13 protein-coding genes are annotated in these 16,531 nt (G+C 42.7%); 5 read left to right on the forward strand and 8 right to left on the reverse strand.

Features of this window, described 5'->3' with window-relative positions; all coding sequences use genetic code 11:
* Positions 1-49: 49 nt before the first annotated feature.
* The 4 genes from recR to apt all read right to left on the reverse strand — a co-directional run bounded on the left by recR (position 50) and on the right by apt (position 3,621).
* Positions 50-649 (reverse strand): recombination mediator RecR, encoded by a 600-nt coding sequence (gene recR, locus PSF27_RS14570; RefSeq protein WP_206082930.1) that lies wholly within the window; start codon positions 647-649, stop codon positions 50-52.
* Positions 649-978, reverse strand: coding sequence for a YbaB/EbfC family nucleoid-associated protein (locus PSF27_RS14575; RefSeq protein WP_004260403.1), 330 nt, complete (start codon positions 976-978; stop codon positions 649-651). The genes recR and PSF27_RS14575 overlap by 1 nt, the downstream gene beginning before the upstream one ends.
* 47 nt (positions 979-1,025) lie before the next feature.
* Complete coding sequence (gene dnaX, locus PSF27_RS14580; RefSeq protein ID WP_206082931.1) at positions 1,026-2,957, reverse strand: DNA polymerase III subunit gamma/tau; 1,932 nt, start codon at positions 2,955-2,957, stop codon at positions 1,026-1,028.
* Between the two features lie 112 nt (positions 2,958-3,069).
* A complete protein-coding gene (gene apt / locus PSF27_RS14585) occupies positions 3,070-3,621 on the reverse strand; it encodes an adenine phosphoribosyltransferase (RefSeq protein ID WP_272681750.1) in 552 nt (183 codons plus the stop codon).
* Between the two features lie 142 nt (positions 3,622-3,763).
* Here apt and priC point away from each other — a divergent pair, with 142 nt between their 5' ends.
* Positions 3,764-4,312, forward strand: coding sequence for a primosomal replication protein PriC (gene priC, locus PSF27_RS14590; protein ID WP_206082933.1), 549 nt, complete (start codon positions 3,764-3,766; stop codon positions 4,310-4,312).
* Between the two features lie 29 nt (positions 4,313-4,341).
* Positions 4,342-4,521, forward strand: coding sequence for a DUF2496 domain-containing protein (locus PSF27_RS14595; protein ID WP_206082934.1), 180 nt, complete (start codon positions 4,342-4,344; stop codon positions 4,519-4,521).
* Here the strand turns inward: PSF27_RS14595 and mscK are convergent, their stop codons facing one another.
* From mscK to acrR, 3 genes are all read right to left on the reverse strand, one after another.
* Positions 4,522-7,920 (reverse strand): mechanosensitive channel MscK, encoded by a 3,399-nt coding sequence (mscK, locus tag PSF27_RS14600; RefSeq protein WP_272681800.1) that lies wholly within the window; start codon positions 7,918-7,920, stop codon positions 4,522-4,524.
* 118 nt (positions 7,921-8,038) lie between these two features.
* Positions 8,039-8,392 carry a DsrE/DsrF/TusD sulfur relay family protein gene (locus PSF27_RS14605; RefSeq protein ID WP_206082936.1) on the reverse strand — a complete coding sequence of 118 codons (354 nt, stop codon included), beginning with the start codon at positions 8,390-8,392 and terminating at the stop codon, positions 8,039-8,041.
* Between the two features lie 16 nt (positions 8,393-8,408).
* Positions 8,409-9,056: a multidrug efflux transporter transcriptional repressor AcrR gene (gene acrR / locus PSF27_RS14610; RefSeq protein WP_272516294.1), complete on the reverse strand. Its 648-nt coding sequence runs from the start codon at positions 9,054-9,056 to the stop codon at positions 8,409-8,411.
* 134 nt (positions 9,057-9,190) lie between these two features.
* On the opposite strand from acrR, the gene PSF27_RS14615 reads away from it, so the two are divergent.
* The 3 genes from PSF27_RS14615 (at position 9,191) to PSF27_RS14625 (ending at position 14,842) form a co-directional block, all read left to right on the forward strand.
* Complete coding sequence (locus PSF27_RS14615) at positions 9,191-10,378, forward strand: efflux RND transporter periplasmic adaptor subunit (RefSeq protein WP_219246126.1); 1,188 nt, start codon at positions 9,191-9,193, stop codon at positions 10,376-10,378.
* A 15-nt stretch (positions 10,379-10,393) separates the two neighbouring features.
* Positions 10,394-13,552, forward strand: coding sequence for an efflux RND transporter permease subunit (locus PSF27_RS14620; protein WP_272681751.1), 3,159 nt, complete (start codon positions 10,394-10,396; stop codon positions 13,550-13,552).
* Positions 13,553-13,903: 351 nt separating this feature from the next.
* Positions 13,904-14,842, forward strand: a complete 939-nt coding sequence (locus PSF27_RS14625) for a two-partner secretion domain-containing protein (RefSeq protein ID WP_272681752.1) — start codon at positions 13,904-13,906, stop codon at positions 14,840-14,842.
* A 66-nt stretch (positions 14,843-14,908) separates the two neighbouring features.
* On the opposite strand, the gene PSF27_RS14630 is transcribed toward PSF27_RS14625, so the two are convergent.
* Positions 14,909-16,294 (reverse strand): SLC13 family permease, encoded by a 1,386-nt coding sequence (locus PSF27_RS14630; protein ID WP_206082941.1) that lies wholly within the window; start codon positions 16,292-16,294, stop codon positions 14,909-14,911.
* Between the last annotated feature and the right edge of the window lie 237 nt (positions 16,295-16,531).

The following is a 16,531-nucleotide window of genomic DNA, read 5'->3' on the forward strand; positions in this document are numbered from 1 at the left end:
GTCGCCGAGTGCAGCCAACACCCCTACAGATTGAAATATGACGAGGATATCAAAGTTTAAGGCGGCCGGAGAGCGAATGGGATAACGTCGTACTATCTACAAGCTCCAACTCCCCCCCCACTGGAACCCCGTGGGCGATACGGCTCGCCGTCACCCCATATTGCGCGCACATTTGCCCAATATAGTTTGCCGTTGCTTCGCCTTCCACCGTCGGATTGGTGGCTAAAATCACCTCGACGATTGATTCGGCGGCTAAGCGCTCTTCAAGCCGATCCAAGCCGATATCCATCGGGCCAATACCATCTAGCGGTGATAGATGCCCCATCAGAACGAAATAACGCCCTGAAAATTGCCCCGTTTGCTCAATAGCGTAGATATCCGCAGGGCTTTCCACCACACAGATCAAGCCATTTTGTTGGCGGCGGGGGTTATCACAAATATTGCATACATCTTGTTCAGTAAATGTTCTGCAATCACGGCAATGGCCAATTTCAGACATCGCACGTGTTAACGACTGCGCTAAACGCATCCCACCACTACGGTCACGTTGTAGTAGTTGGAAAGCCATTCGCTGCGCTGACTTTGGCCCAACACCAGGGAGACAGCGCAGAGCTTCCATTAATGATTCAAGAAGCGGACTAGTTTGCATTAGAATGGCATCTTAAAGCCTGGTGGTAATTGCATACCACTAGAAACACTCGCCATTTTTTCTTTTTGCGTCTCTTCGATACGACGTGCTGCATCATTAAATGCCGCAGCAATTAAATCTTCCAGCATTTCTTTGTCGTCTTCGAGCAGACTAGGGTCAATTTCTACGCGACGACAGTTGTGTGAGCCATTGATAGTGACTTTAACCAGACCCGCGCCAGATTCGCCTGTAGCTTCTAGTTGAGCGATTTCTTCCTGAACCTTTTGCATTTTGTCTTGCATTTGCTGGGCCTGTTTCATCAGGTTACCCAATCCACCTTTACCGAACATAGTTTTCTCTCACAACTGAGGCTACAGCTAAATATAAGACTGTAGCGTTAAACGGGGCGAATACTCTCTTCGTCCAACTGCGCATCAAACATTGAGCGCAGTTTTTGAATCGTCTTATCCGCAATAATAGACTGGCGAGCTTGTGCCAGTTTCTCTTCATAAATCGCCTGTCGCCATTCCAGCGGGGTTTTCACCTCACTATTATCATCGTGAACGATTTTCAGTTCAACAGTACGACCATACAGTTCACTCAGAGCCTCTTCCAATGCTCTATGGGCAGAGGGTTTATCAAGGTGTTTCTGAGCGGGACGCAAATGCAAAGCAATTTGCGACTCACTTAATTCTTCTATATATGAATTCAAAGCTAATTGTTCAACTAGCTTGGGAATATTTAATTTTGCAATTTGACCTGACCAGCTATCTCGTTCACGCCCTTCTTCGATAATTTTTACTGCTAATTCAGGGGTTTTCTCATATTCGAGCGCCTCTTTAATCTCCGTTGGCGTGGTGACCGCCTCTTTCGAGTTCATAACGGCTTCGTTTTGTGGCTTCCACTGATACTGCTTCGGTTTTTCTGGTTTTGCAGACCCCGATGCTTTGTTTTCCACATTTTGTTGATGTTTGCTGGTCACGGCGGCCAGCCTTTCCAGTGCTGATACCGCCGGCTTTGCCCTTTCAGACATCACCGGTTTAGCCTTTTTTGGGCTAGGATCCTCACTTTGTGGCACTTGCAGCGCCTGCCTTGCTTTGAGCAATTGCGCTGTCGGGCTATTTTCAGGCAAATTTTCTGAACGAGGCATCGAAGGTGCAACACGTTGCTGAGTAACGGGCTGGTTCACAACAGCCGCTTGCTGCACTATTCTTGGGGGCGGTTCAATCTCTTCAATCACGCTCTTTGGGTGAAAAGCTAACGCCCGCAATAGCGTCATTTCAACCCCCATACGCCGCTCTGGCGCATAAGGCAGCTCTTTTCTGCCCACCAACAGAGTTTGGTAAAAAAGTTGCAAATCCGCAGGGGAAACCACCCTAGCCACTTGCCGTAAACGCCCCTCTGTTGAAGATGGGTCGGTTTCTTGTTCCGCAGGCAGTAATTGGATCATCGCGATGCGGTGCAGTTGCGATAGAATTTCCACTAATAAGTTTTCCCAATCAGCACCGCGACTTGCCGCGTGCTCCACTTGGGTCATAACCGCAATGCTATCTGCTCGAACAAGGGCTTCGATAATGGCTAAAGGTTGCTCATCATCCAACGTTCCTAACATTTGGCTGACTATGTCTGCGGTGACTTTACCTTGCCCCATAGCAATGGCTTGGTCAGTTAAACTTAATGCATCACGCAAGCTGCCATCCGCAGCACGAGCAATTAATTGACGTGCACGTTGGTCGTGCTCAATATTTTCTGCATTGAGAATAACCTCGAGCTGTTCACTGATTTGCGTGACGTCCAACGCTTTAAGATGGAACTGTAAGCAACGCGATAAAATCGTCACTGGCAATTTTTGTGGATCCGTCGTTGCCAATAAAAACTTGACGTGCTCAGGCGGTTCTTCGAGGGTTTTTAACAGCGCATTGAAGCTGTGCCGTGAAAGCATGTGAACTTCATCGATGAGGTACACTTTAAAGCGCCCTCTCGCAGGTGCATATTGCACGTTGTCTAGCAATTCACGCGTATCTTCGACCTTCGTTCGCGAAGCGGCATCAATTTCAATGAGGTCAACAAAACGGCCTTGCTCAATTTCAAGACAGTTTGCACATTGGCCACAAGGCGTTGCTGTGATCCCTGTTTCGCAATTGAGCCCTTTAGCAAAAAGGCGTGCGATTGTGGTTTTCCCAACACCGCGAGTCCCCGAGAAAAGATAGGCGTGATGAAGCCGCTGGTGCTCCAGCCCATTAGCAAGTGCAGTCAAGACATGTTGTTGGCCAACAACGTCTGAAAATTTTTGAGGTCGCCACTTACGGGCAAGTACCTGATAGCTCATGGATCCCACAGTAATTTAATAATGGTGTGTGAATAAAGGTAATCATAGTACATGCTACCACAGCCTCAACCTCTGCGGCGAGACTGTGATAAAAATAGAGGAAAAATAAAGATTAATGGCCAGGGAATTCAACCAAGCTGTATGAAGAAACGCCTTCTTTTTGTAAGCGTTCAACGCCACCTAAGTCAGGTAGGCTAATGATAAATGCAGCCTCAACTACATTTGCGCCAAGTTGCTTGATCATTTTCACGGTCGCTTCAACTGTTCCGCCTGTTGCCAGCAGATCGTCAATCACCAGCACATTATCTTCTGGACGAATGCTGTCTTTGTGGATCTCAAGGGTATCAGTGCCGTATTCAAGATCATAAGTCATACTTAATACTTCGCGCGGTAATTTTCCTTTTTTACGAACAGGAACGAAACCCACGCCTAAACGTAATGCGACTGGTGCGCCGAATAGAAAACCTCGCGCTTCAGTTCCTACAATCTTAGTGACGCCTTTATTTTGATAATGCTCAACTAACATATCAATCGTTGCTTGGTATGCAGCAGGGTTATTTAACAAAGTTGTAATGTCACGGAAGATCACACCTTCGATTGGATAATCTTGAATGGATGCGATACTTTCTTTAATCAATTGCAGTTGTTGCTCTTTAGCGGTCATAATAAAAGCCATGTAGTAAACACGAAAGTGTAGAATCTATGTAAAGTACCATAAAAATGCAATAAGCAGCCGTCTATTTGCGGTGAGTTTTGTTGCTGAATATCAATTTTACGCGATTTTTCACATTTAATGGGAACAAAAAATGAAAATACAAGCTCTGTTGGATGCGTTAAAAAAGCAAATTGACGAGTTAGAAACCCGTGTCGCTCCCATTAAAGATAACGAGTTTTCCCACTCACGTTTTGATATGCAACTGTTTAGCCATAAATCGACGCGCTTAGGGGATTGCCAAAAAGAGTTAAATAATCTTTATCAGCAGTTGTGCAACAGTGTCACACTGAACCATACCGAACAAGTGAATTTTCTCACCGAAAAAATTGTGCATCAAATGCAGGCTATTTCCCGCGAAATTTCAACGCAATCGTTGCGTGAAAAAGAATCATCCTTTACCAAGAAAAAGGAACAGGTTGATTTATATGAACGTTTATCACAACATCAAGATTATGAGCGCCGCTTACAAGCGATGGTCAGTGAAAAAGAACTTCAATTATCAGGGCTAACAGACCACCGCTTACAGCACCAATGCCAAAAAGAGCTCGCAACATTAGCAGGCCGTTTGTACCGTTGCCGCCAAGCTCTTTTACGTATTGAAAAGGCCATAGAGCACCAAGAAAATCAGTATTTTGAATAATACGACACACCGCAATATAAGGAATACGAATGGACTCACTCAAAGATGCCTCCCTCGAAATACAGCTTGCAGTTGATTTGATTTACTTGTTAGAAACGTCAGATATTGAAACCGATATTGTTCTTAAAGCCCTAGATATTGTTAAAAATGATTATATTTTAAAACAACAAAAGCAAACGGCAGAAACAGCCTGCTTTGAAGAGCTTTAATTATTTCCCGCTATCTTCGCCATTTTCTTTCGAGGAACGTTGCACTTCCTGTACTTCCTCCCCTTTATTATTGTGCAGATGAACTTCCAGCTGATTAAAGGCGATATCAATGTCGTTTTCTCTGCACAGTTTATCAATCGCTCGATTCACTTCATCACTGGTCACGCTGCGATCGCCAATTTGGCGGACGTAGAAGCGCAGTTCATGGTCTAACGTGCTCGCACCAAACGTGGTGAAATAGACGCTCGGTGCGGGCTCTGTCATCACTTTGGCATTACTGGTGGCCGCAGAGAGTAATACACGCTTCACTTTGTCCAGATCCGATCCGTACGCTACGCCCAGTGAAATCGTGATCCGCGTAACTGTATCTGACAACGACCAGTTGATCAGCCGTTCAGTGACAAACGCTTTATTAGGAATGATCACTTCTTTGCGATCGAAATCAACAATGGTGGTCGCACGAATACGAATTTTGCTCACCGTGCCTGAATAGGTCCCGATGGTGACGGTGTCGCCAATACGGATCGGTCTTTCGAATAAGAGGATGATCCCCGAAACAAAGTTCGCAAAAATTTCTTGTAAACCAAACCCCAACCCGACGGTTAAAGCGGCAGCTAACCATTGTAATTTGTTCCATGTCACGCCAATCATGCCCAGAGACGCAATCGCACCGATCCCCACAATGATATACGTTAATATCGTCGTTATGGCATAAGTTGACCCTTGTCTCAATTTTAAGCGTGATAAAACAAGGACCTCTAATAGCCCAGGCAAGTTGCGGGTCATCACCCACGCAACAATAATAATCACCACCGCTAAAATGAGATTGGCGAGTGTCACGGACTGAAGAATATTCGTACCTTCAGGAGAAACATCGGTATAGCGCCACAGTTCCACACTATCAAAAAACGAGAAAATGGTAATAAAATCAGACCAAATACCATAAAACGCCAACGCAAAGATGATAAACAACACCATGGTTGTTAAACGCAAAGATTGCTGGCTAATCAGTTCAATGGTCATTGGCGGCTCTTTAATTGGCTCATTTTCCGCATCTTCCTGCGGTTCCTGCCTTTCTAGCCTTAATGCTTCACGACGTTCGACTGCACGTTGATAAGCCAGCTTGCGCGCCACCAGCGTCAAGCCCCTTAAACAGGCGTTATAGGTGATATACCAAAGCAACAACAAATACAAACTATCAAGCCAACGGTTTGCCAAACGTAGCGTTGTGTAATAGTAACCCGCCATCATCAGCCCCACTAAAATAAGCGGGGAAAACGTCAATAATGTGATGACAATCGTCCGCGTTAAATGGCTGCCTTTCTCTTGCCAGACTTGTTTGCAAAATGGCACGGTAAAAATACACAACAGCAGTAGCGAAACTAAAACTATCAATTGCCCAATCACATCTTCTGATACTTTTAGTGGGTTGATCACGCCATAAGTTGAAAAGAAGATTAATGGGATCAGCGGGATAGATAACCGTGACATACGGCGACGAGTACGTGAGATAGTGCCTTGGTCTATCCCAAAATGCTTCTGTGCAATGCCTTGTGGCTTCAATATGCGGAATGTCAGCTCAAACAACGCCCAAAAAATGGCAAGTTGTTGGCAAAACTGCCAAAAGAACGGCCCTTGGACATTACCTGTTTTTAAGAACCAATAACCTATCGCCAATAATAATAAAGAGATAGGCAGGGTTTGCATCAATGTCAGTAAGAGCGCTATTGGCGTGCTCAAAACACTGTCATTCCGTAGGCTCGATAAGCGTTGGTCAATCTCTTGTAAACGTCGGTTAATTTTGCGATGAAACCAAATAAAAATCACCGCAATCAATACCAGCGGGATCACCACTAACAACGAGTTTGTTATCCCGCGCTGAATACTGCGAGACGATAAACTGAAATCAAAACTGCTGATTTGAGCTGCCGCAGCTTCTGGGAAGGTTTTAATCCACTCCAAATCCATCGGTTTATTGCTGTTCACCCAAAATATTTGCTGAGCTAATGTATTTTCAAGGGAGCTTACCACACTCAATAATTGGTTTTGGTCGAGCTGCAAGTTAATTGCTTGGGAAATTTGCCCGCCCAGTTGCTGGTTAAGCTCATCTAACAAGCCACGCCTGACATCTAAAAGCTTGGTCAATGCGGCCTTATCATCTGTTGATAGCAATGATCCGCTGCTCTGTTCTTCACCTGTTTTGACGGCCAGTTGGCTCTCTAAACCAGAGATGTAGTCATTAGGTTGATACAACGCATCACGCTGCTGATTAATATCAAACTGTTCAAGACGTAAATCCGCAATCGTCACAGGCAAGTTTTTAGTTAAAATATCTGGCGGTAAATCGATTTGCTGTTGGAATAAGATACGAGATAGCAATAAGCTCCCGCGTAAAACGTTAATTTGCTCTTTCAAATTACGTTCTGACTGCGTTGCCCTTTCTAACCACGCTTTAACACGGATACCGTTTTGTACCAGTTTATTGCTTTCCTCGGTCACTTGGATCAATCGGTCACTGAGCGCATTATTAATAGCGACTTCTTTTTGAATAACGGGGTTTTGCTGTGCTTGAATATCCGCTTCAGAAGTATTTAAAGCTTCACGCACAGTTGATTGGGAATCATCTAGACGGCGATTACTGATAGCCGCTTGTAGCTGTTGAACCTGATCCTCAAGCTGCACAATATACGCTGCGGTATAATCACGTTGCTTTTGCAGAACATCTTGCAATTGCGTGTTAGTTTGCAAAATCCGTTTTTGGTATTCATTTTGTTGCTGCAAGAGATACTGCTCGACTTGTAGCATATCAACCTGAGAAGGCCGCAAGCTCACTGAGTCATTAAGTGTACTGTTTAATTCATTACGAATTTCTTGTAATCGCCGCGCATTATCTAACATCAACGCCTGCGCACGTTCTGGTTGAGTTTGTAAACCGATAAGTTGGCTATTATAGGTTGCTAGGTCGTTTTGTTCAGACTGTAAGTTTTCTAAGTAGGTCGATTGTAGGGTTTCTAATTGAGAAAGTGAGCTACTTTTTATCTTTTCAGCGAATTGGGAGGCTTGTCGTTCGCTTTCATTTCTAACTTGTTGCAAACCTTGAATAGCAATTCTTGATTCTTCACTTGTTCGATTAAGTTTTTTTTGCAGTTCTTCCGTTCGTTGCTCAAGTTTATCTAATTCATTATAAAAATCAGATGTTTTTTCTAAGTCCCCACGCACCAATTTTTCTTCTTCACTTAAGCTACTTTTTTTACTTAACGCAGTGAGCGAATTTTTAATGTCGTTTTTACTAGGCAGGTTATTGGGAGCTAAAGCAGATGCGGAGTAAGAAAAAAATATCATTGCGAGTAACAACACAGCGCTAATAAAATACCGCTCTATTCTTTGTTGTTTTATCATCATAATATTCTTATACCCGCTCATATTCTTTCTTTTGTTCCAGCTTTATCCAGAAAAGTAAAGTGCCAGTAATACATTACCAGCACATACGATTAGGCTAACATTTTAAACCAACAAATTAGAATGTTAAGACTTTATCTGATGTTAATGTCCAGCTAGCCAATTCCACTAGTGTGCCAACTTCAACGCCATCCGCTAAAGTTAACTCACTGATACCACGGGCATCGGTACATGTCTTACATAATTTAACAGGCACCCCTTGAGCCGTTAAAATCTCTAACATTTGCTGAAGGTTATAACCTTCTTTCGGCTTTTGAGCAGCTAAACCTGCACAAACCGCATCTGACATTAAAAAAATTTTTAAATCTAAATCTGAATTTTGCTCTTTTAGCGTGATAGCAAGACGCAGGGAGTTGAATAAAGTTTCACTACCATATGGCGCGCCATTGGCGATAATCAGAATAGAGGCCATCTGTTACTCCAGTTTATTATATTTGAGTGGGTTTAAGTCGTATTGCTGGGTTACACTTTAATGTCTCTAATAGTGTCTCAACCAACGTTATCGTGTGTTGATTTATATTAAAGTTCTCAGGTTGTAATAGCCAGTTTTCTAACAAACCCGACATTAATGAACGGATCATGATGGCAGCGCATTCAATATCAAGGTCAGCAGGTAATTGCCCAGCATCGATACAATCTTGCAAATTACCGACAATACGACACTGGCTAGCCACATAATTAGCCCGTTTAAAATCGACTAATTCAGCCATCTCACCAACTAATTCGCATTTTAAAAAGAAAATTTCCATCAACGCACGGTTTTTGGGATTGTCGATAAAATCGGTCAAAATAAAAACTAATAATTCTCTTAGTATTGAAAGTGGATCATTGGTATATTTAGAACGATAATATTCTTCAGCTTGGATTATTTGGTTATCGCCAAACTCACAGGCCTGATAAAAGAGATCAACTTTATTTTTAAAATGCCAATATATTGCACCTCGGGTTACCCCCGCTGCTTTTGCAATATCGGCTAATGATGTGGCTGAAACCCCTCGCTCAGAGAATGTTTTGATGGCAGCATCTAGTATTTCCTGGCGGGTTTCTTCAGCCTGTTGTTTAGTTTTTCGTGCCATTGTGACCCGTTTCTATCGAAAGCTGATTTACATACATTCGTGTATGTTTGTACTATAGCACAGTGATAAATCATATTGTTTACCATTTTTCTTATTTTTGTTTTGAACTCATATTGATTAATTGAGGTTAACTTATGCGAAAAAACAGAGGGGTGTTACCTCTGGCTCTGTTGGTTCTTTCAGGTGGCTTAGCTTTATCAGGTTGTAACGATGAACAACAAGGTGGCGGAGAACGCCCGGCGCCTGAAGTAGGAATTGTTACGCTGAAAGCCGAACCTCTGACTCTCAAAACCGAGTTACCAGGCCGTACATCTGCATTCCGTGTTGCCGAGGTTCGCCCACAAGTGAGCGGCATCATTTTAAAACGTAACTATAAAGAAGGTAGCGACGTAGAAGCTGGAACATCTTTGTATCAAATTGATCCTGCTCCTTTCCAAGCAACCTACGACAGTGCAAAAGCAGAACTTGCAAAAGCGCAAGCGAATGCAAATATCGCGGCTCTGACGGTTAAGCGTTATAAACCATTATTAGGGACGAATTACATTAGTCAGCAAGAATACGACCAAGCGACTTCAACTTATGCCCAAGCGCTTGCTGCCGTCAAAGCAGCCGAAGCAGCTGTTGAGACTGCGCGTATCAACCTGAACTATACCAAAGTGACCGCACCAATCAGTGGCCGTACTGGCAAATCGAATGTGACTGAAGGGGCGTTGGTCTCCACAGGACAAGCAACTGAATTAATGCGAGTTCAGCAACTTGACCCTATCTACGTTGATGTGACGCAATCGAGCGATGATTTTCTGCGTCTAAAAAATGAGATAGCACAAGGCGCTGTGCAAAAAGAGTCTGGTCAGGCACCTGTTAGTTTAATTAATAACAATGGCCAAGAATACGCACAAAAAGGTGTTCTCGAGTTCTCTGATGTCACCGTGGATGAAACCACAGGTTCCATTACTATGAGAGCCGTTTTCCCTAACCCGAACAAAGAGTTACTTCCGGGAATGTTTGTCCGTGCAATTTTAGAAGATGGCGTTGTTGAAAATGCAATTTTGGTTCCTCAACAAGGTTTATCGCGTACTGCTCAAGGTACCTCTCAAGTCATGGTTGTTGGCGCAGAGAATAAAATTGAAGTCAGGACGGTTAAAGCAGGACAAGCGGTTGGCAACAAATGGCTGATTAAAGACGGTTTAAAAGCAGGTGATCGCGTTGTCGTCATTGGCTTACAAAAAATCAAACCAGGAATTGTTGTGAATCCTAAGGAAGCAAACTTAGAAACGCAATCCATAGACAATCAGGCTAAACCTGAAGAAAAGTCTAAATAAGGGAGCGGCTGATTAATGCCTAAGTTTTTTATAGAAAGACCAATTTTTGCGTGGGTAATTGCGATTATCACCATGCTTGCTGGTCTGTTGGCAATTATCCAGTTACCTGTTTCTCAGTACCCGACCATCGCACCTCCAGCTGTTTCTATTTCAGCTAACTATCCAGGAGCGGATGCTGAGACGGTACAAAACACAGTAACGCAGGTTATCGAACAGAATATGAACGGTATCGATAACTTGGTATATATGTCATCGAGCAGTGACTCATCAGGTTCTGCTAGCATTACGCTTACCTTTGAAGCAGGAACTGATGGTGATATCGCGCAAGTACAGGTGCAAAACAAATTGCAACTGGCGATGCCATTGCTGCCACAAGAAGTTCAACAGCAAGGTATTAGTGTCGATAAATCAACAAGTTCGTTCTTAATGGTTGCAGGTTTCGTGTCCAACGATGGGTCGATGGGCCAATATGACATTGCTGACTACGTAGGTTCGAATATTAAAGACCCATTAAGCCGTGTAAATGGTGTGGGTGAAACACAGTTGTTTGGTACCCAATATGCCATGCGTATTTGGTTAAAACCAGAGCAACTCGTTAAATACAATATGACGACGACCGATGTCATTAATGCAATCAAGGTTCAAAATAACCAAGTTGCAGCAGGACAGCTCGGTGGCTCGCCGTCAATTGCAAACCAACGTTTAAACGTTTCAATCATTGCACAGACACGTTTAAACAGTGCAGAAGAGTTTTCTAATATCTTACTGCGTGTTAACCAGGATGGTTCGCAAGTTCGTATTAAAGATGTTGCGGATGTTCAATTAGGTGCGGAAAACTACAGTACCGTAGCGCGCTTTAACGGAAAACCTGCTGCAGGTATCGGTATTAAACTAGCGACAGGTGCGAATGCGTTAGATACCTCTAACAACGTACGTGCTGCGCTGGAAGAGATGAAACCGTTCTTCCCGCAAGGGTTAGAAATCGTTTATCCATACGATACAACACCATTCGTTAAAATCTCGATTAACGAAGTTGTTAAAACATTAGTTGAAGCAATCATGTTGGTTGTCGTGGTTATGTATTTGTTCCTCCAGAACATTCGTGCCACATTGATCCCAACAATTGCCGTTCCTGTTGTATTGTTGGGGACATTTGCCATCCTATCGGCATTTGGTTACTCAATAAACACCTTGACCATGTTCGCGATGGTACTCGCCATCGGTCTACTCGTCGATGATGCCATCGTTGTTGTAGAGAACGTTGAACGTGTTATGCAAGAAGAAGGCTTATCACCGAAGGAAGCGACCAAAAAATCAATGGGTCAAATCCAAGGTGCGTTAGTCGGTATTGCAATGGTGCTGTCTGCGGTATTTATCCCAATGGCCTTCTTTGGTGGGTCAACAGGGGCAATTTACCGTCAGTTCTCAATTACCATTGTTTCATCCATGATCCTCTCAGTTCTGGTGGCGATGATTTTAACACCAGCACTGTGTGCCACGATGTTAAAGCCAATTGAAAAAGGCAGCCATGGTAGTCAAAAAGGGTTCTTTGGATGGTTTAACAGAACGTTTGAAAAACAAGCTCACCACTACACAGACAGCGTAAGCCGCATGCTTAACGGCACAGGTCGTTACCTGGTGATTTACCTGATTTTAGTGGCAGGCATGGCATTCATGTTTGTTCGTTTACCGTCGTCCTTCTTACCAGCAGAAGACCAAGGTGTATTCCTGTCAATGGTTCAATTACCACCTGGATCAACACAAGAACAAACTCAAGCTGTATTAGATGAAGTCAACAATTACTACCATACTGACGAAAAAGACAATGTTGAATCTGTCTTTACCGTTGGAGGCTTTAGCTTTGCGGGTCAAGGTCAAAATATGGGTCTCGCCTTCGTCGTTCTGAAAAATTGGAGCGAACGTAAAGGTGATGAAAACCACGTTGATGCGATTGTACAACGCGCGAATATTGCGATGTCCAAGAAACAAGAGGCACTGATTTACGCCTTTAACCTACCCGCGATTGTTGAGTTAGGTACCGCAGACGGTTTTGACTTCGAGTTAGTGGATAAGGGTAACTTAGGGCATGACAAACTGATGCAAGCACGTAACCAATTACTTGGTTTAGCGGCTCAACATCCAGAAATGCTCCAAGGTGTTCGTCCAAATGGTCAGGATGATACGTCACAATATCGTATCTACATTGACCAACAAAAAGCGCAGGCACAAGGTGTCGCAATCAGCGATATTAACGCAACACTCAGCTCCGTCTTTGGTGGAAGCTATGTAAACGACTTTATCGACCGCGGTCGTGTTAAGAAAGTTTACGTACAAGGTGATGCAGAAAGTCGTATGTTGCCATCGGATATTAGCAACCTGTATGTTCGTAATAACCAAGGCAAAATGGTTCCATTCTCGGCATTCTTAGATGAATCCAAAGACCCTTGGAAATTTGGTTCACCACGCTTAGAACGTTATAACGGTGTGCCAGCAATGAATATTCAAGGCCAAGCAGCACCAGGAAAAAGTACGGGTGATGCGATGCTATTGATGGAAAAACTCACGACTGAAAACCTGCCAGAAGGTATTGGTTATGAGTGGACAGGTATGTCCTATCAAGAACGCTTAGCGGGTAACCAAGCTCCTGCTTTATATGCGATTTCCTTGATAGTGGTATTCCTCTGTCTGGCTGCTCTTTATGAAAGCTGGTCAGTGCCATTCTCCGTTATGTTAGTGGTTCCATTGGGTATTATCGGTGCATTACTCTTCACCAGTATTCGCGGTTTAGATAATGACGTTTACTTTAAGGTTGGCTTATTAACAACCATTGGGCTCTCAGCGAAAAACGCAATCTTGATTGTTGAATTCGCCAAAGACCTAATGGAAAAAGAAGGTAAAGGGTTAGTTGAAGCAACGCTAAATGCCGTTAAGATGCGTTTACGACCAATCCTGATGACATCACTGGCATTTATGCTGGGGGTTATCCCGCTAGTGTTTAGTAATGGTGCAGGTTCAGCTTCTCAGAACTCAGTAGGTACAGGTGTTCTGGGTGGTATGTTTGCTGCTACCTCTCTGGCTATCTTCTTTGTTCCTGTATTCTTCGTGGTGATCCGTCGCCGCTTCTCTAAGAAGTCTGAAGATATTGAACACAGTCATCCACCTGCAGCACACTAGTTGCTGATAAGTAACATATTAATAAGAGCCACTGAAATGTGGCTCTTAGGTTGTTGACAAAACAGGATAAAAGCGTGGTTTTTCCTGCTTTGTGTTATCAGCCGAAAATCAATAAACTGATTTTCCTGATTTATTTTCAAAACCTATCCAACCTGCAGTCAAACCTAATCGGTTTGTCAGCAGTCTGAGAGCCACTGAAATGTGGCTCTTATTTTCTTCTTAACTCAATATAATTACCCCCTTTTACCTGTTTCTATCAATCCCATACTATTTTTTGATTGCTTTGAAAAATGCATTCCCCCTTATACTCCTTAGCGATTAAGGGATTTTTTAATAGCAGGGAGCTGATAAATGAAATCAATAACGACACAAACTATCACTGTCTTTTTCTTATTTTCGCCATTCATTACTAATGCAAATGAGCTCAGTATTGATAAAGCCAAAATCATCAATATCAATGCACCTCTAAAAAACCATATTTCATTCAATACGTTCGAGACCTTATCTTCAAATGAACATGGTTTGATTTTTAATAATGATGTAGCGAGCAATAATAACTTGGGTGATAAGGCTGCAAAGTTAATACTCGCAGAAGTGACAGGTACCGAAGAAACTCAGATTCAAGGGGTATTAGGTATCAAGGGACAACGAGCAAACCTTGTTATTGCAAACCCAAATGGTATTTCTTGGAAAAAAGGCACGATAAATAATATCAATAGCCTGTCTTTAATTGCAGGGAAATTAGAACAGCAATACGTTAGAAATAAAGAAAATAAGAAGCAACTTGAACCTAAAAAAAAGGAGGATTACAGTAATCTTAAATTTTCAACCCACCCGGCTGGGCTAATCAGCATAAGCCAACAACAAGGCAATCCTATTCAGTTATCTAAAATGAATATATTTGCCGATCAAATAAAACTGCAAAATAACCTCAATATCAATGCTGCCTTGCAAAACTACATAAGTACGTCAGGTAGTGGAACACTTTCACCAAGTGAAGGTGTGATAAAACATAACACTAAATTCAAAACAGATATCCCATATTTTCAAGGAAATCACTTTGAATTAAGTGAACAAGCGAAATTAACAGGGCATACTGTGATGTTAGAGAGTCATCAATATCAATGCAGTAATGATTTTCTTTGCCCTCAAAATAAAATCGATATTCATGGGACAATTAAAGCACTGAATTTCTCATTACGTGGTAACAGTGAAATAACATTTTCAAATACAGGAGTTCTTCAGATAGGGAAGAGTCAACAAGCACTCGTCGCACGCCCCCCTCAATAATATCGAAATGCAAAACAACAATGTAAAGCGGCCTCAAAAGAAGAGGCCGTAAGGTAGATTTTTGAATTACATCCAGAAGAACCAAGCAAATAATGAAATCACAATGATACAAGCGACATTCAGTACAGCTCCAACTCTCACCATTTCTATTTGGCGTATATAACCCGAACCAAACACAATCGCATTAGGTGGTGTTGCTACAGGTAACATAAAGGCACACGATGCACCGATACCAATAATCATGGTTAGCACAATGACAGGCATACCCAACGCTTCAGCCACTGTTGCAAAAATAGGAACTAATAACGCAGCACTTGCCGTATTACTGGTAAATTCTGTCAGAATGATAATAAAGGTCGTGACCGCTAAAATAATGACAAACCAATGACTTTGGCCAAATGTTAGCTGCATCCAATCCGCCATAATTTTACTTGCGCCAGAAGAGCTCAAAATTGCACTCAGTGTTAAACCACCACCGAATAACATCAATACGCCCCACTCTGTATTTTTTTGAATCTGAGACCAATTTGCGACGCCCGTGACACAAATTAGAATTGCGGCGCTCATCGCAATGATGGTGTCTAAATCTTTCACACCACCGAATGCATCGCTGATAAAAGTACTAGTGATCCAACAGACTACCGCTAACAAAAATATTATCATTGCAGTAATACGTTTACTGTTCCATTCAACATGTTCTAATTCAATTTCAAAGCGATGTTTAAGGTTTGGGCGCAACATCATGTACATTAAAACAAACATCATCGGCAATAACACAACCATAATTGGAATGCCGTATTTCATCCAAGAAAGGAAGTCTAAGCCTAAAGCAGAAGCCGCAATGGCATTTGGAGGGCTACCAACGATCGTCCCTAATCCGCCAATACTTGCACTGTAAGCCACACCAAGCAAGACAAACACAAATGTATTACGTTCATGACGGACATCAAGATTGGACAAAATACCGAGCACAAGCGGTAACATCATTGCTGCTGTTGCCGTGTTACTGATCCACATTGACAAGCCCGCCGTTACACCAAATAACAGCAATACAGCAACTGAGAGACGCCCACGCGCAGCCATTAATAAGCGATTCGCGATAAGCCTGTCTAAACCTTGAATATGCAAGGCTGTGGCTAATGCAAACCCACCAAAGAATAAGAAAATAATGGGGTTCGCAAAGGATTTAAGCGCATCCCCAGTATTCATTAGCCCAAGTCCCACGGCTAAAATAGGAATGCATAGCGCTGTCACCGTAACGTGTATAGCTTCAGTAAGCCAAAGCACGCCAATGAAAACCATCATCGCTAACCCTGCATTCGCTTTCTCATCAAAAGGTAGGTATTTCAAAAGTAAAACCAACAGCACAATATCAATTGCTAAAATAATCCAACCACGCTTATTGGCGGGAGTTGGACTTACTGCCGGCGTCAAAGATTCAGAAGCATCCATGTAAGACTCCATAGCTCGGAAGCAAATTGTTTTCGAGTATTATTGTTAATATTTATTTACAAGGTCTGAAATATAGAGTTAATTGAATGGAATGAAAATGTGGAGTAACCAAAAGTGCGATCTATGCCGTGTAATTTGCTAATCTTTACCATAAACTCCAAAAAAACCGAGCTATTGCATCGCAAAAATCGAAGAGTTAAAAACTATCATATGAAAAGTGTGCAATATAAATCTCTT

It is taken from the genome of Providencia sp. PROV129, assembly GCF_028482245.1.
Classification (GTDB): Bacteria; Pseudomonadota; Gammaproteobacteria; order Enterobacterales; family Enterobacteriaceae; genus Providencia; species Providencia vermicola.

Bases quoted from the DNA above. Each gene is read 5' to 3' on its own strand.
- recR (WP_206082930.1), bottom strand. From the start codon at position 649: ATGCAAACTAGTCCGCTTCTTGAATCATTAATGGAAGCTCTGCGCTGT.
- PSF27_RS14575 (WP_004260403.1), bottom strand. From the start codon at position 978: ATGTTCGGTAAAGGTGGATTGGGTAACCTGATGAAACAGGCCCAGCAA.
- dnaX (WP_206082931.1), bottom strand. From the start codon at position 2,957: ATGAGCTATCAGGTACTTGCCCGTAAGTGGCGACCTCAAAAATTTTCA.
- apt (WP_272681750.1), bottom strand. From the start codon at position 3,621: ATGACCGCTAAAGAGCAACAACTGCAATTGATTAAAGAAAGTATCGCA.
- priC (WP_206082933.1), top strand. From the start codon at position 3,764: ATGAAAATACAAGCTCTGTTGGATGCGTTAAAAAAGCAAATTGACGAG.
- PSF27_RS14595 (WP_206082934.1), top strand. From the start codon at position 4,342: ATGGACTCACTCAAAGATGCCTCCCTCGAAATACAGCTTGCAGTTGAT.
- mscK (WP_272681800.1), bottom strand. From the start codon at position 7,920: ATGATAAAACAACAAAGAATAGAGCGGTATTTTATTAGCGCTGTGTTG.
- PSF27_RS14605 (WP_206082936.1), bottom strand. From the start codon at position 8,392: ATGGCCTCTATTCTGATTATCGCCAATGGCGCGCCATATGGTAGTGAA.
- acrR (WP_272516294.1), bottom strand. From the start codon at position 9,056: ATGGCACGAAAAACTAAACAACAGGCTGAAGAAACCCGCCAGGAAATA.
- PSF27_RS14615 (WP_219246126.1), top strand. From the start codon at position 9,191: ATGCGAAAAAACAGAGGGGTGTTACCTCTGGCTCTGTTGGTTCTTTCA.
- PSF27_RS14620 (WP_272681751.1), top strand. From the start codon at position 10,394: ATGCCTAAGTTTTTTATAGAAAGACCAATTTTTGCGTGGGTAATTGCG.
- PSF27_RS14625 (WP_272681752.1), top strand. From the start codon at position 13,904: ATGAAATCAATAACGACACAAACTATCACTGTCTTTTTCTTATTTTCG.
- PSF27_RS14630 (WP_206082941.1), bottom strand. From the start codon at position 16,294: ATGGATGCTTCTGAATCTTTGACGCCGGCAGTAAGTCCAACTCCCGCC.